Below are 25,370 nucleotides of genomic sequence, written 5' to 3' on the forward strand. Positions count from 1 at the left end.
GTCCCGGTGTTCACAGCGGTGATTCCCGTGGTCGTGTCGGTCGTCGGCGGCTACCTGCTCGGCTCGGTGCCGGTCGCGGTGCTCGTCGGGCGCGCCCACGGCCTCGACCCGCGCGAGGCCGGCGACCGCAACCCCGGCTTCTGGAACGTCATGGAGCAGCTCGGCCGGAAGGCCGCCGTGCCCGTCTTCGCCGGCGACATGCTCAAGGGGACGGCGGCCGGGCTGGTGGGCCTGCTGGTGAGCGGGGCCGGGACGGGCCGCTTCGGCTCGGTGGCCGGGGCGAGCGTCCTGCCGGTGTACGCGGCGGTCGGCGCGGCCATGGCCGGCCACGCGTGGCCGGTGTTCGCCGGACGCCGGGGCGGGCGCTCGATCCTCACCTTCGCGGGCGGGTTCGCGGTGATCTGCCCGGCGGCGTTCGCGCTCGGCCTCGTCCTGCTCTTCGCGGGGACCGCCGCCTTCTCGTTCGCGTGGGGCACCCGCATCGCGGTGTTCTCGCTGCCGGTGCTGCAACTGTTCTTCGCGCCGGTCGGGCAGGTCGCCGGTACCGGCGCGCTGATGTGCCTCATCGGGCTGCGGTTCGGGCAGGCCGCGCTGGCGGGGCGGCGGGCCTGACCGCCGCCCCGCCGTAGTCCCGGCCGCGCCAGGTGCGCGTCGGCAGCAGCGCCGACCAGGTGAGCCGGACGGCCGTCGCCACGTCGAGGAACGGGGAGGCCGCGAGACCGGGGCTCGCACGCGCGTAACTGCCGCGCAGCGCCGTCACGAGCAGGAGCCGCTGCGCCAGCAGAGCGAGGTCGAGCGGCGTCGGCCTGCCCGCGGCGAGCCGCAGGACGGGGAGCGCGGCGGTCAGCCAGACCACGGCCAGGTCGCCCGCCATGGGGGCCGCGGGGGTGACGTCCCGCATCGCGATGGACCGTCCCCACGCGTGCCACACGTCGGCGGCGGAGGTGTGCATGTCCACCTCCAGAAGGGGGCCCGCGTCCACGAAAGCGACCCGCCAGCCGTCGCGGGCGAGCAGCCGCCCGAGCGCCACGTCGTCGGTGAGATGGCGCCTGACCCGCGCGAACCCGTCGGCCTCCCGCATCCGCGCCCTGCGGAACGCCATGCACTGGCCGGTGACGAGCAGCCGCTCCACGGACGCCCCCCGCCCCGTCGACCCGATGGGGCCGAAACGGTAGACGAGCGTGGCCAGCAGCGAGGCGTGCAGTGCCTGCTCCACCGCGTTGTCGCAGATGAAGCGGGGGCCCGCGCTCACCAGGTCGTGGGCGTCCAGGAGCGCCGCCAGTGCCGCGCAGAGGCCGGCCTTCGGACGCATGTCGGCGTCCAGCAGGACCACGATCGACCCCGTCGCGGCCTGGACGCCCTGGTGCAGGGCCCACTGCTTGCCGACCCACCCGTCCGGCAGCGGCGCGCCGGGGACGACGGTGGCGCCGAGCCTCTTGGCCAGCCGCGCGGTGCCGTCGCGGGACTCGTCGTCCACGACGATGACCTCGTCCACGGCCGGGTCGGCGAGCAGCGGCGCCACGCATCCTTCGAGGCGGGGCTCCTCGTCGCGGGCCGGGATCACCACCGACACCCGCTCCGGCGGCGGTCCGGCCTCACCCGGCGTCAGCGGCGCGCGGCGGCGGCGTCCCCGGGCGAGCCGCGCCGCGACGACCGCGGCGGCGGCCGCCTGGAGGACGGTCAGCGGCCTCATCGTGTTTCCGGCCTTTCGCGGGGCGCGGTGGCGCGGGCGCCGCCGAAGTCCTGGTTCACCAGGGAGGCGACGATCCGCCCGCCCATCGCGACGAGCGGGAGGCCGCCGCCCGGATGCGCCGACCCGCCCACCAGGTAGAGGCCGCGGCGCGGCCCGCGGTTGCCCGGCCTGCGGAACGGCGCGAAACGTCCCTGGTAGGCGGTGCCGTAGATGGCACCGCCCCAGGCGCCGTACCGGTCGCGCAGGTCGGCGGGCGTGAACATGTCCACGAAGCGGAGCCGCCCCGAGAGGTCGTGCCCGCGTTTCGCCAGCCGCTCCAGCACCAGGTCCCGGTAGGACTCGCGGGACATCGGCCACCGGCCGGGGTCGCGCGCCGGGACGTTCACCAGCATCACCCAGTTCTCCGCCCCGTACGGGGCCTGCGTCGGGTCGTCCACCACCGAGCAGCCGATGTAGACGGTCGGGTCGTCCGGCGGCACGTTCCGGCGGAAGATGTCGTCGAACTCCTTCCGGTAGTCCGCCGAGAAGACGACGGAATGGTGCGGCATGTCCTCTGTGCGGCCGTCCACGCCCGCGAGCAGCAGGAACGCCGACGACGACAGGCCGAGCCCGGCGAGCCTGCGCAGCCGTCGCCGGTCGGGCAGCAGCCAGCCGTACAGCGCGGCGGCGTCGGCGTTGACGATCACGACGTCGGCGCCCACCCGCTCCCCCGACGTCAGCACCACGCCCGAGACCGCCGAACGGCCGGTGGTCACCTCCGCCACCTCGGTGCCCGTGTGGACCTCGACGCCCGCGCCGGTCAGCAGCCGGGCGAGGGCGTCGGCGATCCGGGGCAGGCCGCCCGCGACGTACCAGCCGCCGTCCCCGTGCTCGATGGCCGGGACGCAGCCGAGGGCCGCCGGCGCCTGGTACGGGCTCGACCCCGCGTACGTCGCGTACCGGCCGACGTACTGGCGCATCCGCGGGTCGTCGAAGAAGCGCCGCGCCAGGCCGTCCAGCGTCCGGCCCGGCGCGACCGAGAACAGGTCGCCGATCCGGGGCCTCTCGGGAGGGCGGCCCAGCGGCCCGGCGAAGAAGTTCCGCTCCGAGGCCGCGTAGCACTCCTCCGCCCAGCCGTAGAAGGACCGCCAGGCCGCGCCCTGCCCGGGGCTCAGGCGGTCGACCTCCCGCTCCATCCGGTCGGGGGCGCGGAACGCGCGGAGCCGCGACCCGTCGGCGAAGTGGTAGCGGCACAGTTCGTCCAGCTCCACCAGCGGGACGTCCACTCCGAGTTCCCGGAACAGGCGCGGCATGGTCAGCAGCGACGGCCCGAGCGAGAAGGCGAACCCGTCCCGCTCGTACTCCGCCAGCTTCCCGCCGAGCCGGTCCAGCCGCTCGTACAGCCGGACCTCGTGGCCGCCGCGCGCCAGCCGCAGCGCGGCGGTCATCCCGCCGACCCCGCCGCCGACCACGATCACTTCCGCCATGCGCGCCTCCATGCCGGGACGGCGAACGCCCCCATCGCCACCCCGCCCGCCGCCGCGACCAGCGGGTCCCGCGGCTCGAACACCGCCGCGAACGCCAGCGTCTCCATGCCCGCCATCACCGAGTAGAGCGTGACGAGCCCCCGGGACGGGCCGGGCCTTGACGCCGGGCCGCGACTCCAGGCCGGACCGCGCTTCCAGGCCGGGCCGGGGCCGCGCGACGGAACGGCGGTGTCCTCCCGCCCCACGATCAGGTCGACGGCCAGCATGACCACGAAGGAGACCACCAGCCATCCGGCGAAGTTGCTGAGCGGAACCCCCCGGTAGGGGCCGTCGTCCGCCCACGTCCACAGGCCGAGCCGCAGCATCTGCGGGTCCAGGAACAGGTCCCACGCCGTCAGCGCCGCGGCCCCCGCCGCCCACCGCGCGACCCGGTTCTGCGGCGCGATCGCGGTCGCGACGGCGTGCGCGGCCAGCCCCATGCCGCCCCACGCCGCCGCCACGATGACCGGCACGCCGCCTGCCTGCGGCCGCAGCACCGAGGTGTAGGCGTACTCCCCGAACGGCAGGCCCGTGCGGATGCCGGCCCATTCGGCCGCGTATCCGATGGCCACCGTCGCGGCGAAGGCTCCCGCCGCGCGGCCGGGGCCCCGCCGGTCGGCGAGGAACGCCACGGCGCTCGCCGCCAGCAGGACCACGACCACGCTGGTCAGCCGGATCGGCTCGGGTCTCAGCCCGGACGCCACCTGGGCGGCGACCATCGCGGCCAGCAGCCCGGCGCCGAGCAGTCCGAGGGGTCGCGACGCCGGCGTGTCCCAGCCGGGCCGCGTTCTGCGCACAAAGCCCACACGATCACTTCGTACCGGGGCGGCCCGGCGGATGCATCGATCATCTGGACGCGGTCCGTCGGCGGGGCAGCAGCAGAGCCGTCGCGGCGATGACCACGCCCAGCCCGGCCGCCATGAGGAAGACCCGGTCGTAACCGGCGGCGAGGGCGGCGGCCGTCGTCGGCGAGCCGGACGCCGCCCGCGTCCGCGCGGCGGCGGCCGTCGCGAGCACCGCCAGCCCCACAGCCCCGCCCGCCTGCACGGCGGTGTTGGCCAGTCCGCCGATGACCCCCGCGTCGCCCGCCGGGACGCCCGCGGTCGTCGCGGCCATGAGGGTGGGGAACGTCAGGCCGATCCCGACCGCCACGAGCAGCGTGGGCCCGAGCACCCCGGTGACGTAACCGCTGCCGGCGCCGGCTTGCGAGAGCCAGCCGAACCCGGCGAGGAAGAAGCAGCAGCCCGCCGGCACCAGGAGGCGCGCGCCCGCCCGCGGCAGAAGCCCGGCGGCGAAGCGCGCGACCACCATGAACACCACGGCCGCGGGCGTCTGCCCGAGCCCGGCCCGGAGCGCGCCGTAGCCCAGGACGTTCTGTAGGAACAGCGACGTGAAGTACCACATCGCGACGGCGATCCCTCCGAAGAGCAGCAGCATGCCGCTACCCACGGCCGCCCCCGGGATTCCGAACAGCCGCAGCGGCATCAGCGGCCGGGCGGCGAAGCGTCCCTCCACCACGAGGAAGACGGCGAGCAGGAGCAGGCCCGCGGCGACCGGGACGGCGACCCGGGCGGACGTCCAGCCGTGGCCGGTGCTCTGCATCACCCCGTAGATCAGCGCGGCCAGCCCCGCCGTCCCGGTGACGGCGCCGGGCAGGTCGAGCGGCTCCCGCCGGACGGTCCGCGCGCCGGGCAGCGACGCCAGGGCCACCACGATCAGCACCGCGCCGATCGGCACGTTGACCAGGAAGACCCACCGCCAGGACAGGCCGGTCGTGAGGGCTCCGCCCGCGACCGCCCCCGCCATCCCGCCCACGCCGCCCGCGGCGGACCACGCGCCGAACGCCCTCGCCCGCTCGCGGTCCCCGGTGAAGCCGGTGTTGATCACGGCCAGCGTCGCCGGGGCCAGCACGGCGGCCCCCACGCCCTGGACGGCGCGCGCCGCCACCAGAACCTGCGGGGCGGTCGCGAGGCCGCCGACCAGGCTGGCGGCGGAGAACAGGAGCAGTCCGGCGGCCAGCGTCCGGCGGTGCCCGAACAGGTCGGCGGCGCGTCCGCCCAGCAGCATGAGCCCGGCGAAGGTGAGCAGGTAGCCGTTCACCACCCAGGCCAGTCCCGCGGCGGTGAAGCCGAGGTCCCGGTCGAGCGAGGGCAGGGCGACATTGACGATGGACGCGTCCAGGATCACCATGAACTGGCACGCGCACACCAGCGCCAGCACCACCCGGCCGGGCCCGCTCCCCGCCCTGGCGGACCCGCGGGACGAAACCTTCGCCGACAACTCGGACGACACAAGCGCCTCCTCGATCGAGTGGAATTCGGCGGGGCCCGGTGGGCGAAGCCGCCCGATGCCCGCACCGTCCCGGCGGTGCCGGGGTGAGATCGCCTCTGACACGGCTCGGCGGCCGTTCACGTCAGGGCGCCGGCGTCCTCTTCGGCGGTGGGGGCGCCCGCCAGCAGGCGGATCGCGGTCCTGGTGAGGCGGCGGCCCTGGTAGCGGGCCGCGTCGAGGGTGGCGGTGCCGGGCCCGTCGCCGGACGGGCCGGTCACCGCGGAGGTGCCGTAGGGGTTGCCTCCAGCGGCATAGACGGCCGGGTCGGTGTAGCCGGGCGGGACGATCAGCGCGCCCCAGTGGTAGAAGACGTTGGCCAGCGAGATGATCGTGGCCTCGCCGCCGCCGTGGCGGTTGAAGGCCGAGGTGAACGCCGTCACCGGCTTGTCGGCCAGCGCGCCCTCCCGCCACAGTCCGGCGCTCTGGTCGATGAACTGCTTGAGCTGCGCGGCGGGCGCGCCGAAGCGGGTCGGCGTGCCGAACGCGTACGCGTCGGCCCACGCCAGGTCCTCGACGGCGGCCTCCGGGATCGAGGCCGTGGCGTCCGCGTGCTGCCGCCACCGCGGGTTCTCGTCGATCGCTCCGTCGGCCGCCAGCTCGGCGACCCGCCGCAGCCTCACCTCGGCGCCGGCGCCGGCGGCGCCCTCGGCGACGGCCTCGGCGAGCGCGTGCACGGCGCCCGTCGAGCTGTAGTAGATGACGGCGACCTTCACGGACATGTCGGCTCCTCGCCTCGCGCTAGAATTAGTTATGCGCATAATGTTATGCGCATAACCATTCCGTCAAGGAGGAGCCGTGGACTTCGACCGAGCCGACGCGATCAACCAGGCCATCCGCCTGCTGAGCCTGCGCCACCGGGCCCGGGCCGCGGCGCTGCTGGCGCCGCTCGGCCTGCATCCCGGCCAGGAGGCGCTGCTGCTCGAACTCGCCCGGACCGGCCCGAGGATCCAGGCCCAGCTCAGCGAGGCGCTCGGCTGCGAGCCGCCCAGCGTCACGCTCATGACCCGCAAGCTGGAGGCGTCCGGGCACGTCCGGCGCAGCCCCGCGCCCTCCGACAGGCGCGCCAGCGTCGTGGAGCTCACCGACTCGGGGGCGGCGCTGGCCGAACGGGTCAAGGAGCTGTGGTGCGCCCTGGCGGAGGAGACCGTCGCCGGACTGCCCGAGCAGACCGTGGCGGACCTGCCCGGCGTCCTCGCCACCCTGACCGCCAACGTCGACACCCGGCGCGCGCGCCCCCGTCCGGCCGTGTGAAGGAGCCCCCGCGGTCGCGGGGCGTCAGACCAGGCCGCGGCGGGCGGCGTGGACGCCGGCCTGGAACCTGGTGCGGGCGCTGAGGGGACGCAGGAGGCGGGCGACGTGCCGGCTGACCGTGCGCGCCCATCCCGGTGTGGCGAGCCACGCCTCGTCCAGTCGCGGACGGGCGGCTCACCCCCGGCCGGTCCCGCACCTTCGCGACGCGCAGGCGACCGGGCAGGTCAGCCGGCGGTGAAGACGCCCGCGACGGCGCTCTTGCGGAGGTCTTCGAGGAGATCTATCTGCGCCTGGGCGCGGTCGTGCAGCTTCTCCAACTCCGCCGCGTCCAGCTCCGGCGTCCGGTCGGCGAGGATGCGCAGCGTGCGCCATCCGGCGGCCTTGCCCTCGACGGCCAGGCGCAGGAACTCGTACTCCACCAGGTCGCTCAGCGGGGAGCGCTCTTTCAGGCGGCCGTTGAACTTGAGCCGCCCCGCCCTCTCGGCCACGGACAGCGCGATGCTCTTGTAGTGGCGGACGGGAACGCCGAGCGACGCCATGATGGACAGCAGCGCTCCCCGGTCGGCCGCGATCTCGTCGGCCAGCCGCCGCAACCGCTCCTCCTCCGGCCTGCCCTGGTGCGCCTGGGCGAGCGCGCGAGAGCGGCCCACACCGGCCGCCGCGCCCGCGAGGTGGTCGTTCAGGTAGATCGCCAGAAATGGTCCGGCCGTCTTCTCCATGTGGATCCTTCCGGGCGCCGGGGGCGGCCCTTCCTCGTCAGGTGATGGCGACTCGTCGGTCGACGCACCTCGCGGTACCCCGCGGGCGGACGGGTACTCCCCGCCCCGCCTCCCGTTCGGCCACCCGTTCCGCGGCGGCCGGAAACCCGCGTGTTCGGAGTGGGCAAAGACCGGTCAATGCGCGCTTGTTCAGGTGAACGCCCGGGTACGGCCCGACCGACCAAGGGGGGAAAATGATCAAGACACTGCACAAGCGGGGCCTGAAGTCGCACCACATGTACACGGCCGGACTCACGTCGATCGGCCTGGCGTTCGCGTCGTGGGCGCTGTCCAACCAGCTGGAGGAAAGGGGCATGGACCGCGCCGACCGGTGGGGCATCTTCGTCGGCGAATGGGCCCCGACCTTCTTCGCCATCGGCGTCGCCATGCGCTTGGAGGAGATGCGCGAGGAGGGCAAGGAGATCCCGACGCAGCGGGGCGAGATGGACGAGAGAGTCGGCGGCCGCGCGTCCCACGCGATGCGCTAGCACACCGCACCCGCGGACCCCGGCGGTCGAAGACCCCGGCCGCCGCGGGGTCCCGGGGGCAGCGAGCCCGGTGACCGGCGGCCGTGGGCCGAGGTCGCGGGCCGGGCGGAACCCGGGTCGTGAGCCTCGCGGGGGCGGGCTCTGGGACCATGGTCCGCATGACCGGACGCACCGGCCTGCGGGTGGCCGAGGAGGAGCTGCTACCTCCGGCGGAGTGGGGACGCGGGCGGGGCGCCGCGTCCGGAACACGGGCGGCGTTGGCGTTCGGCGCGCTGGCGGCGGCGCTCGTGCTCGGCCGGTCCTGGGCGGCGCCGCGGATCGACGCGCGGGCCCTGGACGCCTGGGCGACGATCTTCGTGGCGGTCTGCGTCCAGGCGCTGCCGTTCCTGGTCTTCGGCGTCGCGCTGTCGGCCGCGATCACCGCGTTCGTCCCGGCGTCGGTGTGGCGGCGGGTGCTGCCGCGCCGGCCGGGCGCGGCGGTTCCGGTCGCGGGCGCGATGGGGGCGGTCCTGCCGGGGTGCGAGTGCGCCTCGGTGCCGGTCGCGGGCGGGCTGATGGCGCGCGGGGTGGCGCCCGCCGCGGCGCTCACGTTCCTGCTCGCCGCCCCGGCGATCAACCCGATCGTGCTGGTCGCCACCGCGGTCGCCTTCCCGGGGCGGCCGGAGATGGTGGCGGGACGGTTCGCCGCGTCGCTGCTGGTCGCGGTGCTGGCCGGCTGGACGTGGCTGCTGCTCGGCAGGCGCGAATGGCTCAGGGTGCCGTCCCGTCCGCACGCGCACGGGGCGGCCGGACGCCTGGACGCGTTCCGGCAGGCCATGCGGCACGACATCATGCACGCCGGAGGGTTCCTGGTCGTGGGCGCCGCGGCGGCCGCGACCATCAACGCTGCGGTGCCCTCCCAGTGGGTCTCGTCGGCGGCGGGCAACGCCGTGGTGTCGGTGCTGCTTCTGGCGGTGCTGGCCGTGCTGATGTCCATCTGCTCGGAGGCCGACGCGTTCGTGGCGGCGAGCCTGTCGCAGTTCTCCACCACCGCGCGGCTGACTTTCCTGGTGGTCGGCCCGATGGTGGACCTGAAGCTGATCGCCCTCCAGGCGGGGTTCTTCGGCCGGAGCTTCGCGGTCCGGTTCGTCCCGCTGACGTTCTGCCTGGCGGTGGGCGTCAGCGCGCTGGTGGGAGGGCTGCTGTCGTGAGCAGGTCCGCGCAGAACATGCTGCTGGTCCTGCTCGGCGGCGCGATGCTGTGGATCACGCTCGGCAGCGGCGAGTACGTCAACTACGTCCGGCCCGGGTTCCGCTACCCGCTGGTGGCCGCGGCGATCGCGCTGGTCGCGCTGGGCGCCGCCGGCCTCCGCCGGGAATGGCGGGACACCGGTCACGACGACCACGGCGGCGAGCACGGCGGTCACGCGCACGGCCCCGGGGTGGCGTGGCTGCTCTGCGTGCCCGTGTTGGCGATCTTCGTGATCGCGCCGCCCGCGCTCGGCTCGTTCACCGCGGCGCGCGGCGCCGGTCGCGCCGCGCCGCCCCCGCCGTCCCCCGCCGAGGGCTTCGCTCCGCTGCCGAGGACGGGGCCGCCCGCCCCGATGAGCATGGGCGAGTTCATCGGACGCGCCTATGAGGCGCAGATGGGCGACCCCGCCTCGTTCGAGGGGGTCCCGGTGCGGCTGACGGGCTTCGTGACCCCGCCGGAGAAGGGCGAGCGCGGCTGGCGTCTCACCCGCCTCAAGGTCGCGTGCTGCGCGGGGGACGCCGTCCCGTTCCCCGTGATCGTGCGCGGCCTGCCGCGGCCGCCCGCCGACACGTGGGTGCGGGTCGACGGGGCGTGGGAGCCGCCCGCGACCGGCCGGCGGGCGACGGTCGTCCAGACGCTGCGCGGGCGGTCGCTCCAGCGGGTCGGCAGGCCCGGCAACCCCTACGAGTGACCGGGCCCGCACGGCTCACGCGCCTTCCCGGACCCGGGAACGGCGGACGGCCCGCACCCGGGATCACCGGGTGCGGGCCGTCGCCGCTCTGAACTGGGCGGACCGCCTGCCGCCGACTCGTCAGCAGGTGAGGTTGTTTCCCGGCGGGACGCCGAGGATCTGGGTGAAGCGCTGGTAGGCGTTCACCCGGCTCTGCACCTGGGCCGGGTTCCGGCCGTCGCATTCCAGGGCGCCGTTGATGCTGCGGATCGTCTCGCCGAACCCGCGGCCGTTGACCATGGCGCTGTGGCCGGTCATGGTCCCCGGGCCGTTCTGGGTCATCCAGTACCAGAGCCCGGTCCGCCACGAGACCGACGCGTCGCGCTCCACGAGCCACGGGTTGTTCAGCAGGTCGATGCCGAGGGCGTCACCCGCCGCCTTGTAGTTGAAGTTCCAGCTCAGCTGGATGGGACCGCGGCCGTAGTAGGCCGCCTGCCCCGCCGGGCACCCGTAGGGCTGACTCGCGTCGCAGTAGTGCGGGTAGTTCCCGGTGTTCTGCTCGACGATGTAGACCAGCCCGCCGGTCTCGTGGTCGACGTTGGCCAGGAAGGCGGCCGCCTCCTGCTTCTTCACCGTGTCGCTTCCGGTGTTGGCGAACGCGGGGAAGGCCGCCATGGCCGCGGTCAGCCCGCTGTAGCTGTAGAACGAGTTGCGGCTCGGGAACATCTGGTCGAACTGCGACTCGCTCACCACGGATCCGCCCTGGCCGGGCGGGTCGCCGGGGTCGGACGAGCCGCCGCAGGTCCCCTTGTCGGCCCACACGTCGGCGCGGCCCGGGGTCTCGTTCTGCGTCCACCACTTCGCCGTCCAGTTGCGCCCGTTGTAGGACACCGCGGCGCCGCCGGTGTAGACGGCGGAGGAGCTCCAGGCCGCCGCGCAGTCCGCGGCGGAGGCGGACGCCATCGGCAGGACGGCCGGGAGCGTCCCCGCCGCGAGCAGGAGGGCACCGGTCAGCCGGGCCCCGAGCCGCAGGGGGACGCGCCGCGCCTCGCGGTCCCGCGTCACTGGACGTTCACGTCGACGCAGGCGTAGAAGGCGTTGGCCGTGTCGGCGATGTTCCAGATCGCCAGCACCTTCTGCCGGCCGGTGACGCCGCCGAGGTTGACCGAGTGCGAGACGGTGGACGGGGGCTGCTGGTTCATGCCGTCGACCAGGGCGACGCGCCGGCCGCCGACGTAGTACTCGTAGTTCGAGGTGCGGTGCCGGGCGGTGAACGTCCAGGTGAAGGTCACCGTCTGGCCGACGGTGGTGACCCGCCAGCCCTTGCTGTCGTTGTCGAGCTCGGCGAACTGCGCGTTTCCGCCGCTGCAGCTGCGCAGGCCCTTCGGGCCCTCGACGCTCTGCGGCTCCCACTGGATGGAGCCGCACTGGACGATGCGCTGCGCGCACTGGGCCTGCCGGCTCATCGGCGCCGAGACGTATCCGTGGGCCCAGGCCGAGGTCGCCGGGATCACCACGGCGACGAGCGGGGCGATCCCGACGCCCGCCGTGATGGCGGCGATCCTGCGGGAGCGCTTGGTGCGGGGGGTCTTCTTGGTGCGGGGGGTGGTTTCCATGCGGGGGTCCTCGCGTGATGGGGGTGGTCATGGGACGTCGTCGCGGCAGGGCCTGCCGCCGGGGGAGCTGTCGACGAACGCTGTGGCGGGGCGCGGGGGCGGGGCATGAACACTCCATCGGATAGGAAACTTTCCTATCGGATTGAGGGAACGGTAACCCCGCGTCCGATCGCGGGCAAGACTCCGGAGCGAACCGCCGAAACGGCGCCGCGGCGGCGCGTCCGGACCAGTGCAGGCAGGAAAGCGAACCAGCCGGTTCCGGTCGAAATATTCGGCACCATTTCCACCATTCCAGCGTCAACGGTCGGCGATATCTGCCAACGGGCCGCCGAACGCCCAGGAAGGAGGGCGGCGAGGGCGAGGTTCCGGTCACCGGGACACCCCTTGGAGGCCCGTCCCCGCCCTTCTACGATCGGGCCACCCATTTCTGTCGCCCGACCGGCGGGGCCTCCCTCGTCCGGCCGGGACGGCGGCGCCGACAAGGGCCGGGCGCGGGCCCTCGTTAGCGGTCGCCTCGCTGCACGGCGTCCGCTGAGAGGAACACATGGACCGGAGCGCTGATTACGTCGTGGTGGGGGCCGGCAGCGCCGGCTGCGTGCTGGCCAGGCGGCTGGCCGAGTCCGGGGCGAGCGTCGTCCTGGTGGAGGCGGGCGGTCCGGACCGGACGCCGCTGGTCCGCAAGCCGGGGCTGATCGCCGTCTTCCACAACGTCCCGCAGCTGAAGAAGCGGCTGGACTGGGGCTTTTACAGCGCCCCGCAGAAGAACGCGCTCGACCGGAAGATCCCGCAGGTCAGGGGCCGCGTTCTCGGGGGTTCCGGGTCGATCAACGGCATGCTGTTCGTGCGCGGTCACCGCAGGAACTACGACGACTGGGCCGCCGAGGGCTGCACCGGGTGGGGCTTCGACGACGTCCTCGACAGCTACCGGCGGATGGAGAACTGGGAGGACGGCTCCTCCGACCTGCGCGGCGCGGGCGGTCCGATCCAGGTGACCCGGCAGCGGGACCTCACGTCCGCCTCCGAGGCGTTCATCGAGGCGGTCGTCCAGACGGCGGGCGTCAAGCGCAACGACGACTACAACGGCGCCGAGCAGGAGGGCGTGGGGGTCTTCCAGCAGAGCGTCGCGGACGGCCTGCGGTACAGCTCGTCCGTCGGCTACCTGGACGACCACGGCCTGCCGAACCTGAAGGTCCTCACGAACGTGGCCGTGCGGCGGGTCGTGATCGAGAAGGGCCGGGCCACGGGCGTCGAGGTCGCGGGGAAGAAGGGGAAGGCGACGATCCGGGCGTCCCGGGAGGTCGTCCTGTCGGCGGGGGCGTTCGGCTCCCCGCACCTGCTGATGCTGTCCGGCGTGGGGCCGGCCGGCCACCTGAAGGACCACGGCATCGAGGTGCGCGCCGACCTCCCCGTCGGCGACAACCTGCACGACCACATGTTCGTGCCGATGACCTTCGTCATGGACACGGCCCGCCACAAGGGCACCGCGCCCTACTTCGCCAGGGGCGTCGCCAAGGAGTGGACGCGCGGCGGGACGTGGGTGGCCCGCAGCGTGTTCGAGGCGGTCGGCTTCGTGCGCAGCAGGCAGGCGGGCGAGATCCCCGACATCCAGTTGCACGCGCTGCCGTGGTCGTACCCGTTCCCGAACCAGGACGCGCCAGTGCGGCACGCCGTCGACAAGCGCTCCGCGCTCACGATCATGCCGACGCTGATCTACCCGAAGAGCCGCGGCACGATCCGGCTCGCGTCGGCGGACCCGTCCGCGGCGCCGGTCATCGACCCCGGCTACCTCACCGAGCCCGACGACGCCCGGCTGCTGCTGGACGGCATCGAGCTCGTCCGCGAGGTCATGGCGAGCCAGGTCATCGCCGGGGACGTCAAGGAGGAGCTGTCCCCGGGGCCGCGGTACCCCGACCGGAAGGCCCTGGCCGAGGAGCTGCCGAACCGCGCCACGACCGTCTACCACCCGGTGGGGTCGTGCCGGATGGGCGCCGACGAGCGGGCCGTCGTCGACCCCGGGCTGCGCGTGCGGGGCGTCGAGGGGCTCCGCGTCGCGGACGCCTCGATCATGCCGACCATCATCGGCGGCAACACCAACGCCCCCAGCATGATGATCGGCGAACACGCCGCGAAGCTGATCCTCGACGCGGGCTGAGCCCCGGCGGGCCGGAGGCGCTCCCGCCCTGTGTTCCGGGGGTCAGGGCGGGAAGCGGGTCACCCAGCGGCGCTGCCAGGGGGTTTCGACGGCGCGGGGATGGTGGTGCTCGCGCGTCCAGGCGACGGCCTCGTCCGGGGCGACGCCGGACAGGACGGCCAGGCAGGCGATGACCGTTCCGGTGCGGCCGACGCCGCCTCCGCAGGCGACCTCGACGGCGGCGCCGGAGCGGGCCCGCTCGTGCAGGGCGCGGATCTGCCGGACGGCCTCGTCCCGGTCACGGGGCAGCAGGAAGTCCGGCCAGTCGATCCACGCGGACGGCCAGCTCAGCTCCGGCTCGTGCCTGCGGCGGAGGCGACCGGACCCCAGGTAGAGCCCGAAGTCGGGGGCCGGGCCGTCCGGGGGCGGGTTCCGCAGGCCGCGTCCCCGGATCGGGGTTCCGTCCGGGAGCCGGATCGCGCCGGTGAGCGTCATCGGGCCACCTCCCGGCGGCGCGCGCGGTGGTTGGCGACGTTGGTCCTGTTCCCGCACAGCGCGGGCACGCAGTAGCGGCGGCGCCCGGCGCGGCTGGCGTCGGCGAACACGCCGCCGCAGCCGGGGGCGGCGCACGCGCGGAAACGGCCGTGGCCGAGCGCCCGGACGAGGCCGAGCAGCGAGACGCCGACGACGGCGGCCAGCTCGGCGACGAGGGACGCGTCCCGGGCGGTCGGGACGTACCACTGCCACCGGCCGGACGGGTCGCGGCGCAGCACCGGCGCGAGCCCGACGTGCCCGGCCAGCATCGCCGCGCGCTCCACCGCCTCGTCCTCCGTCCCGGACTCCATGACGGCGCGCACCTCGCCGCGCAGGAAGCGGACCTTCTCGACGTCCTCCGCGCTCGGCGCCGCGCCTCCGCCGGCGGTGGACCCATAGGGGGCGACGTCGTAGGCGGCGAAGTCGTACCCGGAGAGCACGGCGACCAGGTCGCCCGGCCCGGAGAGGGCCTCGGCCCCCCGCACGTCCGGCGACGTGGCGACCAGGTCGTTCGCGACCTCGACGCCCGCCGCGTAGTCGCCCATCGGAATGAGCACGCGTCCTCCTCCACCCGGCACTTCTGTAAGGGTTACAGGAGGACTGTAGCTCTTACTTCGTGGCGACGTCGAACTGGAGGCCGCCGTCCACCGCGGACACCTCGACGTGCCCGCCGGACCTCAGGTCGCCGGCCAGGAGCAGGTCGGAGAGCTGGTCGTCCACCTCCCGCTGGATCGTGCGGCGCAGCGGGCGGGCGCCGAACTCGGGCTGGTAGCCGCGCTCGGCGAGCCAGTCCACGGCCTCGGCGCTGAAGGCGACCGAGACGTCCTGGGCGCGCAGGCGGCGGCGCGTCTCGTCCAGCAGCAGGTCGGTGATCTGGCGGAGCTGCCCCTCCTCCAGCCGCCGGAAGACGATGATCTCGTCGATCCGGTTGAGGAACTCGGGCCGGAACGACTCGCGCAGCCGCCGCATGATCCGGTCGCGCAGCGCGCCGCCGCCGTCGCCGGACGCGCCGAAGCCGATCTCCGTCGTGCCGGTGATCAGTTCCGAGCCGAGGTTGCTCGTCATGATCACGACGGTGTTGCGGAAGTCGACGGTGCGGCCCTGCGCGTCGGTGAGCCGGCCGTCGTCGAGGAGCTGGAGCAGGACGTTGAACACGTCCTGGTGCGCCTTCTCGATCTCGTCCAGCAGGATCACCGAGTACGGCCGGCGGCGGACCGCGTCGGTGAGCTGACCCGCCTCCTCGTAGCCGACGTACCCGGGCGGCGCGCCCATCAGGCGGCTGACGGTGTGCCGCTCCTGGAACTCGCTCATGTCGAACCGGATCATCCGGTCCTGGCTGCCGAACAGGGCCTCCGCCAGCGCCTTCGCCAGTTCGGTCTTGCCGACGCCGGTCGGGCCGAGGAACAGGAACCCGCCGATCGGCCGGTCCGGATCGCCCATCCCGGCGCGGGACCGCCGGACGGCCCGCGCCACCGCCGCGACCGCGTCCTCCTGCCCGATCACGCGCTCGTGCAGGTGCCCCTCCAGGTCCGTCAGGCGCTCGCGCTCGGCCTGGGTGAGCTGGGTGACGGGGACGCCGGAGATCCGGGAGACGACCTCGGCGATGTCCTCCGTGGTCACCTCCGGGACCGCGGCCGGAGCGCCGTTCCCGCGCGTCTCGGTGAGGTCCTTCTCCAGCCGGGAGACCTCGTCGCGCAGCTCGCAGGCCCGCTCGTAGTCCTCGTCGGCGACGGCCTGGTCCTTCTCGCGGCGCCGCTGGTCGAGGCGCTGCTCCAGCTCGCGGCGCCCGCCGTTGCGCGTGCTGCGCAGCCGGACCCGGGCGCCCGCCTGGTCGATGAGGTCGATCGCCTTGTCCGGAAGGAACCGGTCGGTCAGGTAGCGGCTGGACAGGTCGACGGCCGCGACGAGCGCCTCGTCGGTGAAGCGCACCTGGTGGTGCGCCTCGTACCGGTCGCGGAGGCCGCGCAGGATCTCGACGCTGTCGTCCGCGCTCGGCTCCGGCACGAGGATCGGCTGGAAGCGCCGCTCCAGCGCCGCGTCCTTCTCGATGTTGCGGCGGTACTCGTCGATCGTTGTCGCGCCGACCACGTGCAGCTCGCCGCGGGCGAGCGGCGGCTTCAGCATGTTCCCCGCCGACATCGCGCCCTCCGCGCTGCCCGCGCCCACGATCGTGTGGATCTCGTCGATGAACACGACCAGGCCCTCGGCGTGCTCGCGGATCTCGTCCACGAGCTTCTTCAGCCGCTCCTCGAAGTCGCCCCGGTAGCGGGTGCCCGCGACGACGCCGCCGAGGTCGATCTGCACGATGCGCTTGCCGCGCAGCGTCTCGGGGACCTCGTCGTCCACGATCCGCTGAGCCAGCCCCTCCGCGATCGCGGTCTTGCCGACCCCCGGGTCGCCGATCAGCACCGGGTTGTTCTTGGTGCGCCGCGAGAGGACCTCGACCGTCTCCTCGATCTGGTCCTCGCGCCCGATCACCGGGTCGATGCGCCCCTCGCGGGCGAGGGCGGTGAGGTCGCGGCCGAACTCGTCCAGCGTCGGCGTCCCGCTCGGCTGCCCGCCGCCGGCCGGCGGCTGCCCGGCCCCTCCGCCGGTCGCCGCCTGCTGGAGCGAGTCGGGCGTCACGTGCTCGTGGTCGAGGATCCGCCCCGCGCTCGACCCGCCGTCCAGCGCCAGCGCGAACAGCAGGTGCTCGGGCCCGATGTAGGACGATCCGAGCGCCCGCGACACCTGGTGCGAGTCGAGCAGCGCCCGCTTGGCCGAAGGGGTCAGCTCGGGCGGGACGTCCCGGGGCTCACCGCGCCGCGCGTGGTCCTCGATCTCGTCCCTGATCTTGTCCGGGTCGGCGCCGGCCCGCACCATCCAGTGCCGCGTCCCCTGCTGGCGCGTCGCCGCCCACAGCAGGTGGTCGGTGTCCAGATCGTCGCTGCCCCACTGCGCCGCCTGCGCGGCGGCGTCCCGCACCAGCTCCCGCGCGGGCTCGCTCATCAGCCGGGCGATGCTGATCCGCTCCATCGGCCGCCGCTGCGCCCGCGACCCGAAGAAGCGGGCGAGCATCTCCTCGAACGGGTCCGATCCCCCCGGTCCGTACCATCCCGCGGTCATCTCCGAAAACCCCCCGGTAGTCGAAGGACACGTCATAACGACGGACATCCCCCTGCCCATGGCATGCCCCAGGAAACACCCACGCCAACCGTCCCGCGGCAAGCGGTCAGGAATCGAGAAGCGCCCTTGACCAGGCCGCGCCTAACGTGAAGTCAACCGATACCAGTACCGCCGACCGGGAGGCGGGCGATGGCACAGAATCAGCAGGTGAAAGCCCGCAAGAGCGGCAAGCCCGGGTCCGTGTCGCGGTGGCTGCAGCGGACGATGAACGCCCGCATCACGCGCAAGATCCGGCGCGGCCGCGCGAAGTTCATGGGCATGGACGTCCTGGTTCTGAACACGGTGCGCCGCCGGAGCGGGCAGCCCCGCGAGACGCCCGTGTCATGGTTTCCCGATGGCGACGACGCCTGGCTGGTCGTCGCGTCCGGCGGCGGCGCCGTGCCGGTGACGCCGCCTCGCCCGCCGCTGACTCCCACTTGTTGCGTGCGGATTCCGTACGGGGACGGTGTTCTCTAGCGCTGACGCTTCAACGTCCGCGCGACTCAACCCAGAACACCTCACCCGGGAGTCAACATGCGACTTCGTCGATACACGCCGCCTGCGAACGACAGCACGGCGAACTTCGAGTCCTTCACCGGCTCGTTGTTCGTCGGCGGCGACGAAACGCGCCGCTTCAAGGACGTCACCGGCAAGGTCACGGTCGACAGCGACGGCACGCTCCGCGCCGAGACCATCACCGGCGCGGGCGCCCCTGAGGACGGCAGCCCTCTTCCGGACGGAAACGCCCGGAAGCAGGTCGGGCCGTGCGGGGACCACGACATCAGCGTCGGCGGTCACGGCGTTCTCCACGCCAAGAAGATCACAGGCTCGCTTCTCGTCGGCGGCTCCGGCACGGTGAACGCCGGGACCGTCATCGGCGTCGTGGTTCCCACCGGCCAGGTGGGAGTCGACGGCGACGGTGCGTTCCACGCGAAGGTCGAAGCCAAGGTGACCGAGGTAACCGGCGAGGGAACCCTCAAGGTCGAAAGCGCCACCGGCGCTTTCGACGTCGCCGGAAGGGGCACCGTCCACGCCGAGACCGCCATCGGCAGGTTCAAGGTCGGCGGTTCCGGCACCGTCCACGTCAACGTCGTCTCGGGCGACCTCCACGTCACCTTGTGCGGCGACGGTCGGTTCTACGCCAACGAAGTCACAGGCACCCTCACCGTCATCGCCGGGAGCCGTGGCAGCGCCCAGGTCCACTACACATACGACGGGGCCGTCGTCAACGGGCCCGTCGAGATCGGCGTCAAGGTCCCCGGGAAGCGGTAAGCCTCCCCGGGAACGGCCGCGACCGATCGCCGGCGCCATCGGCGGCGGCGATCGGTGATCGTCCTACTGGGAGGGTCCGGCGTCACCGCCGGGCCCTCTTGCGTTCCGTCCTGGCCGGGGTACGCCGGCCACGTTCGGCGAAGGGTCTCAGGGCATGCGGACCCAGCGACGGGAGGCGTCCGGGTCGACGTTGCCGCCGCACAGATGGTGACGACGTGCCGGTCGGCGAAGCGGTCTCGGTCTTCGAGCACCGCCGCGACGCCGAGCGCGGCCGACGGTTCGACCACGAGACCGGCGCGGTCGAGGAGCAACCGCATGCCGGTGACGACCGACTCCTCCTCGACCAGGACGGCGTCGTCGGCGACCAGGAGGAGGTCGTCCAGGACGTCCGGGATGGGACGTCGTCCGGCGACGCCGTCGGCGATGGTGTCGGTCGACTCGGTCGTGACGGCGCGCCGCCGGTGCCAGGAGCGCGTCATCGCCGGCGAGCCCGACGGCTGGACGCAGATCACCTCGACCTCGGGCGCGAGGGTCCTGAGCACATGGCAGACCCCGGTGGCCAGTGCCCCGCCGCCGAGCGCGACCAGAACGGCGGCCCTTGAAGCTGCGGACCGGGTTCGCCGTCTCCAGCTTGATGCTCACCGCGCACCCGAGGGCGGCCTCCAGCGCCTCGCAGCGGTACTGCGGGCTGCCGAGGAAGACCGGGGCGATCACTTGGCGGGCCGCGCGGATCCGGGCGGTGTCGAGCCGCGTCTCCGGCGGAAGGCTCACAGCCCGGATCCACCCGTCGCGTCGATCACCCGTCCGGTCACCCAGCGCGCGTCGTCGGAGGCGAGGAAGGCCACGATGCCGGCCACGTCCTCCGGCTGCCCGACCCGGCCCAGCGCGGCCAGGGACGCCGCCTGGGCCGCCGCCCGCGGGTCGGCGCGCAGCCAGCCCGCGTTGACGTCGGTGTCGATGATGCCGGGCGCGACCGAGTTGGCCGTGATGCCCCGGGGCCCCAGTTCCTTGGCGAGATTGAGGGTGAAGTTGTCGAGCGCGCCCTTGGTGGCGCCGTAGGCCATGATCTCCGGCATCGCGATGCGGGACACGCCGCTGGAGATGTTGATGATCCGGCCCCCGTCGCGCAGCCGCGGCAGCCCCTGCTGCACGATGAAGAACGGTGCGCGGACGTTCACGGCGAAGACCTCGTCGAACTCGCTCTCGGTCAGCGAGGCCAGGTCGGAGCTGCGGCCGATGCCCGCGTTGTTGACGATGATGTCGACGCCCCCGCCCGGCGCGTACTCCTCCGCATGGGCGTCGAAGGCGGCCCATAGGCGGGCCGCGTCACCGTGGCGCCCCAGTTCCTCCCGCAGGGCGAAGGCCCGGCCGTCGTCCTCGCGGATGCGTTCGACGACCTCCTTCGCGGCCGTCTCGTCGCGGGCGTAGGCGACGGCGACGGTGGCTCCGTCCCGGCCGAGGCGGTGCGCGATGGCCCGTCCGATTCCACGGCTCCCACCGGTGACCAGTGCGACCTTGCCTTCGAGAGCGCGTGCGTCCATGGCGGCGACCCCTTCTTCCATTCTTGAACGATGACTCAAAAAAGACCGTAGCACAGCTTTTTGAGCGTTCGCTCTAGAATGTGGGGATGAGCGACACACGGGCCAGGCGAGGGCGGCCGCGGGGGTTCGACCGCGACGCGGCGCTGACCGCGGCCACCCGGCTGTTCTGGGAGCGCGGTTACGAGGCCACCTCCGTCGGCGAGCTGACCGAGGCGATGGGCATCAGGCCCGGCAGCCTCTACGCGGCCTTCGGGGACAAGAAGTCACTGTTCAAGGAGGTGGTGCACAGCTACGGGCGCTCCCCCGTGGGCGCCTTCATGAGCGTCGCCCTCGACGAGGAGACCACCGCCCGCGGCGCCTTCGCCCGGATCCTGCGCGAGGCGGCCGCCAACTACGCCGACCCGTCCCACCCGGCCGGGTGCCTGACGATCAGCGCGGCCACCAACGTCACCCCGCAGGACGCCGAGGTGGCGGCCTTCCTGCGCGACCTGCGGAACAAGAACCTGGACGTCTTCGAGGCCCGCCTTCAGGCGGCCCGGCAGGCCGGCGAACTGCCCGCCGCGGCGGACCCCCGCGCCATGGCCTCGTACTTCGCCGCCATCATCCAGGGGATGTCGCAGCGCGCCTGCGATGGAGCCTCCGCAGCAGAGCTGACCGGAATCGCCGAACTGGCCCTCGCCGCATGGCCCGCACCACCCGGTTAACCCTGCGCCCCTACCGGCCACATCGTCCGACACACGAACAGTCGCCCCACCCACCACCCTCAGCCGGACCGGGTGAGACGTCCTCTCATTCGGTGCGTCGGCGGTGGAGGAGAGTTCGGCGTCGCGCCGCCCGCGGACCTGACCTCGATGAGAGGAGGTGGCTCACGGGACGAATTCGATTTCGGGGTATCGCGGGGACGGCCTGGACAGCAGGCGGCCGTCACGGTGACGCAGATGAAGGTCGAAGAAGGCGCCCAGGTAGGCCCGTTGGACGGCGATGGCCCGATCCGCGCCGATGGTGCCGACGCGGTCCGTCAGTTCGGCGACCACCTTGGGCGGGACCGGGAGCGCCCTGATCAGCTGCTGCGCCAGCGGGGCCAGGTCGGTGAAGGTGTGGTGGCCTGAGCCGAGCAGCCGGAGTTGGTAGCGCCGACCACGCAGATGGGACCAGAACTTCGCCCAGGACGGGTCGTTGTCGCGCCCGTGGTCGGCATTGGCCATCAGCAGGAAGGGGCGGTCGAGGCCGGTGGCGGCGACGACCCGGCCGACGCTCCCGTCCAGATCGGCGCCCGCGAGGATTCGGCGGTCACGGGCCATCGTCTCCGCCGCGGTACTGCCGCCCAGCGAATGCCCGAACATGCCGGTCCTGGACAGGTCGAGGGAACCCGGCAGGCCGTGCGGCAGACGGCAGTGCTCGGCATCGGGATTCTTCCCGGCGTTCAAGGCGGCGAGTTCGTCCAACACGAAACGGGTGTCGTCCCGGCGTACTCGCGAAGCCCTGGCGATGGCGGCGTCGTTGGGTTCGGCCGGGGTGCGCTGAAGGACGAGGCGGCCGCTGGGAAACTCCACGATCTGGGCTTCGTGGGTGTGGTCCATGGTGACGACCACGTAGCCGCGGCTGGCCAGATCCTCGACCAGTGCGGTGCCGAGTTCGCGCATCGAGCCGTAGCCCGGGGAGAAGAGCACGACCGGATGGCCGCCGCCACGATCTCTTGTGACGGGGGTGTTCTGGAAGGCGTGCGTGAGGGGGAAGTCGACGTCGTCCAGTGAGACATGAAGGCCGCGGCTGATCTGCTGCTTGTACAAGCTAGCCGCACTCGGCTGGAGCCAGCGAGCGCGCCTGCGGCCGCCGGTGTTCCGGGTCGGATACCAGAGGCTGACCATCAGTTCGCGCGGAGCGGACGATGGACTCCACGGGTCCCGCCGCGAGCGGTCGATCAGATGGAGCGATGTCGTGCCTATCCGATGCGGGCCGGTCGGCTTCGGCAGTGTCAGCCGTACACGCCCTTCATGGTGTCCGGCGGTCGTCCGTTCGGCACCGGCGGGACGGCGGTCCGCCCCGGCCGGGCCCGCGATGGCGATCGAGAGCCCCGCCGTTCCGGCAGCGGCCAGAACCGACCGGCGCGTCGGGGCAGATGGCCGTGTGTTCATGCGGCTCCCCATCAGCAGTAGAAATCTGAAGATGAAGCACCAATGCTGGTGTCACGGCCATAACAACGACAGGGCGCGACCCGTATCTCAGGGACAGACCAGGGACTTCCCTGAGTCCGCCCTCCGGGTCGGAGGACACAGGTTCCCGTGAGTCGCGTGAGAGTTTCTCAGAGGCTCTTGAGCACTGCCGCAAAGCGGCGGAAGTCGTCGCGGCTCATTATGATCTTGGGCTCGTCAGGGGCCTTGCTGTCACGCACGGCGACAATGTCGGAGACGGAGGCGACTTCTACACCATTACGACCGAGACGGCAGGTCCAGGCTTCTGATACAGAATCTCCTGGCGCCTTATTCTGTTCTTGAGGGCATCCTCGTCATCCAAAAGCGCGCGAGCATATGCCTCTTTTTGAAACAGCCCGTAAACTATTCGCTCCTCGAAGGCGCGGAGCAGGCTCGCGGACTGTTCGGCCTTCGGGAAGTTGGCAAAGAACTCGGGGTACTTGTCGGACTTGACGGATTCTAGTAGCTCGTCCCACGCGTCGACGAGAGTCGCGCCCGACTTGAGTGCCCGGTCGAGCCGCAGGGCGAAGTCGCGACGGCAACGCGTCCGCCCGGACTCGACCTGCGTGATGTAACTGCGCGTCACATTGACCAGGTCGGCGAGTTGCTGCTGGTTCAGTACCTCTCCCCCTGCGGCGACACCGAACACGCCGCCGCCCAGGTAGACGCGCTTCTCAAGCACCGCATGTTCCCCTCCACCTGGTGAGGCGCGGGGATGCGGTCGGCGAGCCGGGGACGGCGCGAACGGTGACTGAAAAGGGGTCCGCGACCTCCGGCCCGCGGGCCGCCAGGAGCGCTACGGCCAGGGGTCTCCGGCGGCGTCGGGGGGTTCGTTGGCCTCGCGTTCGACGCCCCGGCGCATCGCCTCAAGGAAGATCTTGGCAACGACGCCCAGGAAGACCAGGTCGCCGAGCATCTGGACGGCCGTCAGGGCGCGGGCCGTCTGGGAGATCGGGACGACGTCGGCGAAACCGACCGACGTGAAGATCGTGATGGTGAAGAACAGGGCGTCGATGTGCGTCAGCGGCTCGGAGAAACCGGGCGGGGTGTCGTGGCTCATCAGGCGGTAGCTGGAGGCGAACACCAGCAGGAAGAGCGCGACGGTCGTCCCCAGAGCCTCGATGGTGCGGAACCTCGGGGAGTGCGAGCGCGCGATCGACCTCGCCTGCCAGGTGACGAGCGCCCCCAGGGCGAACAGCGAGACGGTCAGCGCAACGCCGGTCACCGGCGTGAACGACCTGTTCAACGGGGCCGTGAAGTACACGGCGACCAGAGCCACCGTGGTCAGCGTCGTGCGCAGGGCCGCCCTGACCAAGGGCCGGGTGCGGGCTCTTCGCGGTTGCGCGTTCACTCTCCGTCCATGCCCAGGACCGGCCGTTCTGAGCCATCCGGCGGCTCGGAACGGGGCGGTCCTGGGGCGGAGGTGACGCGCTTCGTCAGATGAGGCCCTGGGCGAGCATGGCGTCGGCCACGCGTTCGAAGCCGGCGATGTTGGCGCCGACCACGTAGTCGCCGGGGGCGCCGTAGCGGTCGGCGGTCTCGTAGCAGGTGTCGTGGATGCTCGTCATGATGGCCAGCAGCTCCTCCTCCACCTGGGAGAAGCGCCAGGAGGAGCGGCTCGCGTTCTGCCGCATCTCCAGCGCGCTGACCGCGACGCCGCCCGCGTTGGCGGCCTTGCCCGGGCCGAACGCGACACCCGCGTCCTGGAGGACGTGCACGGCCTCGGGGGTGGTCGGCATGTTGGCGCCCTCCGACACGGCCTTCACGCCGTTGCGGACGAGGATCGCGGCAGCGTCGGCGTCGAGTTCGTTCTGCGTCGCCGACGGCAGCGCGATGTCGGCCGGGACGTCCCATACCCGCCCGCCCGGGATGTACCGGGCGGAGGCGCCGCGCAGGTCGGCGTAGTCGGAGACGCGCCCCCGGTCGACCTCCTTCACCTGCTTGAGCAGGTCGAGGTCGATGCCCTTCTCGTCGACGACGTAGCCGCCGGAGTCGGAGACGGTGATGACGTTGGCGCCGAGCTGCTGCGCCTTCTCGATGGTGTAGATCGCGACGTTGCCGGAGCCGGAGACGACGATCTGCTGGCCGTCCAGGTCCTCGCCGCGGCGGCGCAGCATCTCGGCCGTGAACATCACGTTGCCGTAGCCGGTCGCCTCGGTCCGGACCGCGGAACCGCCCCACAGCATGCCCTTGCCGGTCAGCATCCCGGCCTCCCACCGGTTCGTGACGCGGCGGTACTGGCCGAACAGGTAGCCGATCTCGCGGGCGCCGACGCCGATGTCGCCGGCCGGGACGTCGGTGTGCTCGCCGACGTGGCGGTGCAGCTCGGTCATGAACGACTGGCAGAAGCGCATGACCTCCGCGTCGGAGCGGCCGTGCGGGTCGAAGTCGCTGCCGCCCTTGCCGCCGCCGATGCCGAGGCCGGTGAGCGCGTTCTTGAAGATCTGCTCGAAGCCGAGGAACTTGACGATGCCGAGGTTCACCGTGGGGTGGAAGCGCAGGCCGCCCTTGTAGGGCCCGAGCGCGCCGTTGTACTCCACGCGGAAGCCGCGGTTGACGTGGATCTCCCCGTTGTCGTCCTGCCACGGCACGCGGAACATGATCTGGCGCTCCGGCTCGATCACCCGCTCGACCAGCTTGGCGGTGGCGAGGCCCGGCCGCGCGGCCAGGACCGGGCCGAGGGACTCCAGCACCTCGTGCACGGCCTGGTGGAACTCGGCCTCGCCCGGATCGCGGCGCAGCACCCCCTCGTAGGTCTCCTCCAGGACCGCCATGGTCTCGGGCGGGGCCGGCAGGCGTGAGGCGAGGGGCATGGTGAGGATCCTTCCTTGAGACCCCTCAACTGTAGAACCCGTTTCGGGCTCAACCGGAACGCCCCGCCGCAGCACCCCTCCTGAACGGCGGCCGGACCGCGTCCGCCCTGGCAGGAGACGCGGCCCGGCGCGACGGCGGAGTCGAAGGCCATGTAGCCGGTCTTCGCGGTCAACGAGTAATCAGTCACATGGTCGCGGCGT

The 25,370-nt window shown here is 72.8% G+C and carries 27 protein-coding genes; 9 read left to right on the plus strand and 18 right to left on the minus strand.

Translation table 11 applies throughout. The features are described from left to right. The first annotated feature begins 6 nt into the window (after positions 1–6). Positions 7–612 (plus strand): glycerol-3-phosphate acyltransferase, encoded by a 606-nt coding sequence (locus BKA00_RS25820; RefSeq protein WP_230298790.1) that lies wholly within the window; start codon positions 7–9, stop codon positions 610–612. On the opposite strand, the gene BKA00_RS25825 is transcribed toward BKA00_RS25820, so the two are convergent. From BKA00_RS25825 to wrbA, 5 genes are all read right to left on the minus strand, one after another. Further along, positions 563–1,693 (minus strand): glycosyltransferase family 2 protein, encoded by a 1,131-nt coding sequence (locus tag BKA00_RS25825; RefSeq protein WP_185029039.1) that lies wholly within the window; start codon positions 1,691–1,693, stop codon positions 563–565. The genes BKA00_RS25820 and BKA00_RS25825 overlap by 50 nt on opposite strands. Beyond that, positions 1,690–3,159, minus strand: coding sequence for a phytoene desaturase family protein (locus BKA00_RS25830; protein WP_221493292.1), 1,470 nt, complete (start codon positions 3,157–3,159; stop codon positions 1,690–1,692). Before BKA00_RS25830 ends, BKA00_RS25825 begins: the two co-directional genes overlap by 4 nt. Then, positions 3,147–3,995, minus strand: coding sequence for a carotenoid biosynthesis protein (locus BKA00_RS25835; RefSeq protein WP_230298789.1), 849 nt, complete (start codon positions 3,993–3,995; stop codon positions 3,147–3,149). Before BKA00_RS25835 ends, BKA00_RS25830 begins: the two co-directional genes overlap by 13 nt. Positions 3,996–4,044: 49 nt before the next feature. Continuing rightward, entirely contained in the window at positions 4,045–5,490 is a 1,446-nt protein-coding gene (locus tag BKA00_RS25840; RefSeq protein WP_230298788.1) for an MFS transporter, read from the minus strand. 116 nt (positions 5,491–5,606) lie between these two features. After that, a complete protein-coding gene (gene wrbA / locus BKA00_RS25845; RefSeq protein WP_185029041.1) occupies positions 5,607–6,248 on the minus strand; it encodes an NAD(P)H:quinone oxidoreductase in 642 nt (213 codons plus the stop codon). Positions 6,249–6,324: 76 nt separating this feature from the next. Between wrbA and BKA00_RS25850 the strand changes: the two genes are divergently transcribed. Next, a complete protein-coding gene (locus BKA00_RS25850; RefSeq protein WP_185029043.1) occupies positions 6,325–6,780 on the plus strand; it encodes a MarR family winged helix-turn-helix transcriptional regulator in 456 nt (151 codons plus the stop codon). Positions 6,781–7,004: 224 nt separating this feature from the next. Here the strand turns inward: BKA00_RS25850 and BKA00_RS25855 are convergent, their stop codons facing one another. Continuing rightward, positions 7,005–7,499, minus strand: coding sequence for a Rossmann-fold NAD(P)-binding domain-containing protein (locus BKA00_RS25855; RefSeq protein ID WP_185029045.1), 495 nt, complete (start codon positions 7,497–7,499; stop codon positions 7,005–7,007). 233 nt (positions 7,500–7,732) lie between these two features. On the opposite strand from BKA00_RS25855, the gene BKA00_RS25860 reads away from it, so the two are divergent. The 3 genes from BKA00_RS25860 to BKA00_RS25870 all read left to right on the plus strand — a co-directional run bounded on the left by BKA00_RS25860 (position 7,733) and on the right by BKA00_RS25870 (position 9,947). Next, positions 7,733–8,026 carry a hypothetical protein gene (locus tag BKA00_RS25860; protein WP_185029047.1) on the plus strand — a complete coding sequence of 98 codons (294 nt, stop codon included), beginning with the start codon at positions 7,733–7,735 and terminating at the stop codon, positions 8,024–8,026. 149 nt (positions 8,027–8,175) lie between these two features. After that, positions 8,176–9,216 (plus strand): permease, encoded by a 1,041-nt coding sequence (locus BKA00_RS25865; RefSeq protein WP_185034798.1) that lies wholly within the window; start codon positions 8,176–8,178, stop codon positions 9,214–9,216. Continuing rightward, the gene (locus tag BKA00_RS25870) at positions 9,213–9,947 is read left to right on the plus strand and encodes a TIGR03943 family putative permease subunit (RefSeq protein ID WP_185029049.1); all 735 of its coding nucleotides are present in this window, start codon (positions 9,213–9,215) and stop codon (positions 9,945–9,947) included. The genes BKA00_RS25865 and BKA00_RS25870 overlap by 4 nt, the downstream gene beginning before the upstream one ends. 120 nt (positions 9,948–10,067) lie before the next feature. Here BKA00_RS25870 and BKA00_RS25875 read toward each other — a convergent pair whose 3' ends face one another. Together BKA00_RS25875 and BKA00_RS25880 are read right to left on the minus strand one after the other, a co-directional pair. Then, a complete protein-coding gene (locus tag BKA00_RS25875) occupies positions 10,068–10,991 on the minus strand; it encodes a glycoside hydrolase family 19 protein (RefSeq protein WP_230298787.1) in 924 nt (307 codons plus the stop codon). Next, entirely contained in the window at positions 10,988–11,542 is a 555-nt protein-coding gene (locus tag BKA00_RS25880; RefSeq protein ID WP_185029051.1) for a lytic polysaccharide monooxygenase auxiliary activity family 9 protein, read from the minus strand. Before BKA00_RS25880 ends, BKA00_RS25875 begins: the two co-directional genes overlap by 4 nt. 544 nt (positions 11,543–12,086) lie before the next feature. Between BKA00_RS25880 and BKA00_RS25885 the strand changes: the two genes are divergently transcribed. Next, positions 12,087–13,694: a GMC family oxidoreductase gene (locus BKA00_RS25885; protein WP_185029053.1), complete on the plus strand. Its 1,608-nt coding sequence runs from the start codon at positions 12,087–12,089 to the stop codon at positions 13,692–13,694. Between the two features lie 42 nt (positions 13,695–13,736). On the opposite strand, the gene BKA00_RS25890 is transcribed toward BKA00_RS25885, so the two are convergent. Genes BKA00_RS25890 through BKA00_RS25900 form a run of 3 tightly spaced genes read right to left on the minus strand, consistent with a single transcriptional unit; the run spans position 13,737 to position 17,312 of the window. Continuing rightward, the gene (locus BKA00_RS25890) at positions 13,737–14,168 is read right to left on the minus strand and encodes a protein-tyrosine phosphatase family protein (protein ID WP_185029055.1); all 432 of its coding nucleotides are present in this window, start codon (positions 14,166–14,168) and stop codon (positions 13,737–13,739) included. After that, complete coding sequence (locus BKA00_RS25895; protein WP_185029057.1) at positions 14,165–14,764, minus strand: CGNR zinc finger domain-containing protein; 600 nt, start codon at positions 14,762–14,764, stop codon at positions 14,165–14,167. Before BKA00_RS25895 ends, BKA00_RS25890 begins: the two co-directional genes overlap by 4 nt. Positions 14,765–14,816: 52 nt before the next feature. Beyond that, the gene (locus BKA00_RS25900; protein ID WP_185029059.1) at positions 14,817–17,312 is read right to left on the minus strand and encodes an ATP-dependent Clp protease ATP-binding subunit; all 2,496 of its coding nucleotides are present in this window, start codon (positions 17,310–17,312) and stop codon (positions 14,817–14,819) included. A gap of 189 nt (positions 17,313–17,501) precedes the next feature. On the opposite strand from BKA00_RS25900, the gene BKA00_RS25905 reads away from it, so the two are divergent. Both BKA00_RS25905 and BKA00_RS25910 read left to right on the plus strand, forming a co-directional pair. Further along, positions 17,502–17,828: a nitroreductase/quinone reductase family protein gene (locus BKA00_RS25905; RefSeq protein ID WP_185029061.1), complete on the plus strand. Its 327-nt coding sequence runs from the start codon at positions 17,502–17,504 to the stop codon at positions 17,826–17,828. A gap of 57 nt (positions 17,829–17,885) precedes the next feature. Next, on the plus strand, positions 17,886–18,623 hold the full coding sequence (locus BKA00_RS25910; protein WP_185029063.1) for a hypothetical protein: 738 nt from the start codon (positions 17,886–17,888) through the stop codon (positions 18,621–18,623). Here BKA00_RS25910 and BKA00_RS40890 read toward each other — a convergent pair. Beyond that, positions 18,554–19,165 (minus strand): pyridoxal-phosphate dependent enzyme, encoded by a 612-nt coding sequence (locus BKA00_RS40890; RefSeq protein ID WP_420829695.1) that lies wholly within the window; start codon positions 19,163–19,165, stop codon positions 18,554–18,556. The two genes, BKA00_RS25910 and BKA00_RS40890, sit on opposite strands and share 70 nt — an antisense overlap. Positions 19,166–19,390: 225 nt before the next feature. Continuing rightward, complete coding sequence (locus BKA00_RS25920) at positions 19,391–20,164, minus strand: SDR family oxidoreductase (protein ID WP_185029065.1); 774 nt, start codon at positions 20,162–20,164, stop codon at positions 19,391–19,393. 86 nt (positions 20,165–20,250) lie between these two features. Here BKA00_RS25920 and BKA00_RS25925 point away from each other — a divergent pair, with 86 nt between their 5' ends. Beyond that, a complete protein-coding gene (locus BKA00_RS25925; RefSeq protein WP_185029067.1) occupies positions 20,251–20,868 on the plus strand; it encodes a TetR/AcrR family transcriptional regulator in 618 nt (205 codons plus the stop codon). A gap of 162 nt (positions 20,869–21,030) precedes the next feature. Here the strand turns inward: BKA00_RS25925 and BKA00_RS25930 are convergent, their stop codons facing one another. The 5 genes from BKA00_RS25930 to gdhA form a co-directional block, all read right to left on the minus strand. Further along, a complete protein-coding gene (locus BKA00_RS25930) occupies positions 21,031–22,311 on the minus strand; it encodes an alpha/beta hydrolase (protein ID WP_338072161.1) in 1,281 nt (426 codons plus the stop codon). A gap of 155 nt (positions 22,312–22,466) precedes the next feature. Continuing rightward, a complete protein-coding gene (locus BKA00_RS40895; RefSeq protein WP_230298785.1) occupies positions 22,467–22,556 on the minus strand; it encodes a DUF397 domain-containing protein in 90 nt (29 codons plus the stop codon). Positions 22,557–22,585: 29 nt separating this feature from the next. Then, entirely contained in the window at positions 22,586–23,038 is a 453-nt protein-coding gene (locus tag BKA00_RS25940; protein WP_185029070.1) for a Scr1 family TA system antitoxin-like transcriptional regulator, read from the minus strand. 114 nt (positions 23,039–23,152) lie between these two features. Next, positions 23,153–23,707: an ion channel gene (locus BKA00_RS40040; protein WP_185029071.1), complete on the minus strand. Its 555-nt coding sequence runs from the start codon at positions 23,705–23,707 to the stop codon at positions 23,153–23,155. An 85-nt stretch (positions 23,708–23,792) separates the two neighbouring features. Continuing rightward, positions 23,793–25,130 (minus strand): NADP-specific glutamate dehydrogenase, encoded by a 1,338-nt coding sequence (gene gdhA / locus BKA00_RS25950; protein ID WP_185034805.1) that lies wholly within the window; start codon positions 25,128–25,130, stop codon positions 23,793–23,795. Positions 25,131–25,370: the final 240 nt, after the last annotated feature.

The organism is Actinomadura coerulea, assembly GCF_014208105.1.
Classification (GTDB): domain Bacteria; phylum Actinomycetota; class Actinomycetes; order Streptosporangiales; family Streptosporangiaceae; genus Spirillospora; species Spirillospora coerulea.

What these genes read in the sequence shown, in the direction of transcription:
- BKA00_RS25885 (WP_185029053.1), top strand. Translation starts at nt 12,087, where the DNA reads ATGGACCGGAGCGCTGATTACGTCGTGGTGGGGGCCGGCAGCGCCGGC.
- BKA00_RS25900 (WP_185029059.1), bottom strand. Translation starts at nt 17,312, where the DNA reads ATGACCGCGGGATGGTACGGACCGGGGGGATCGGACCCGTTCGAGGAG.
- BKA00_RS25930 (WP_338072161.1), bottom strand. Translation starts at nt 22,311, where the DNA reads ATGGGGAGCCGCATGAACACACGGCCATCTGCCCCGACGCGCCGGTCG.
- BKA00_RS25905 (WP_185029061.1), top strand. Translation starts at nt 17,502, where the DNA reads ATGGCACAGAATCAGCAGGTGAAAGCCCGCAAGAGCGGCAAGCCCGGG.
- BKA00_RS25890 (WP_185029055.1), bottom strand. Translation starts at nt 14,168, where the DNA reads ATGACGCTCACCGGCGCGATCCGGCTCCCGGACGGAACCCCGATCCGG.
- gdhA (WP_185034805.1), bottom strand. Translation starts at nt 25,130, where the DNA reads ATGGCGGTCCTGGAGGAGACCTACGAGGGGGTGCTGCGCCGCGATCCG.
- wrbA (WP_185029041.1), bottom strand. Translation starts at nt 6,248, where the DNA reads ATGTCCGTGAAGGTCGCCGTCATCTACTACAGCTCGACGGGCGCCGTG.
- BKA00_RS25880 (WP_185029051.1), bottom strand. Translation starts at nt 11,542, where the DNA reads ATGGAAACCACCCCCCGCACCAAGAAGACCCCCCGCACCAAGCGCTCC.
- BKA00_RS25925 (WP_185029067.1), top strand. Translation starts at nt 20,251, where the DNA reads ATGAGCGACACACGGGCCAGGCGAGGGCGGCCGCGGGGGTTCGACCGC.
- BKA00_RS25920 (WP_185029065.1), bottom strand. Translation starts at nt 20,164, where the DNA reads ATGGACGCACGCGCTCTCGAAGGCAAGGTCGCACTGGTCACCGGTGGG.
- BKA00_RS25825 (WP_185029039.1), bottom strand. Translation starts at nt 1,693, where the DNA reads ATGAGGCCGCTGACCGTCCTCCAGGCGGCCGCCGCCGCGGTCGTCGCG.
- BKA00_RS25865 (WP_185034798.1), top strand. Translation starts at nt 8,176, where the DNA reads ATGGTCCGCATGACCGGACGCACCGGCCTGCGGGTGGCCGAGGAGGAG.
- BKA00_RS25855 (WP_185029045.1), bottom strand. Translation starts at nt 7,499, where the DNA reads ATGGAGAAGACGGCCGGACCATTTCTGGCGATCTACCTGAACGACCAC.
- BKA00_RS25830 (WP_221493292.1), bottom strand. Translation starts at nt 3,159, where the DNA reads ATGGCGGAAGTGATCGTGGTCGGCGGCGGGGTCGGCGGGATGACCGCC.
- BKA00_RS25860 (WP_185029047.1), top strand. Translation starts at nt 7,733, where the DNA reads ATGATCAAGACACTGCACAAGCGGGGCCTGAAGTCGCACCACATGTAC.
- BKA00_RS25910 (WP_185029063.1), top strand. Translation starts at nt 17,886, where the DNA reads ATGCGACTTCGTCGATACACGCCGCCTGCGAACGACAGCACGGCGAAC.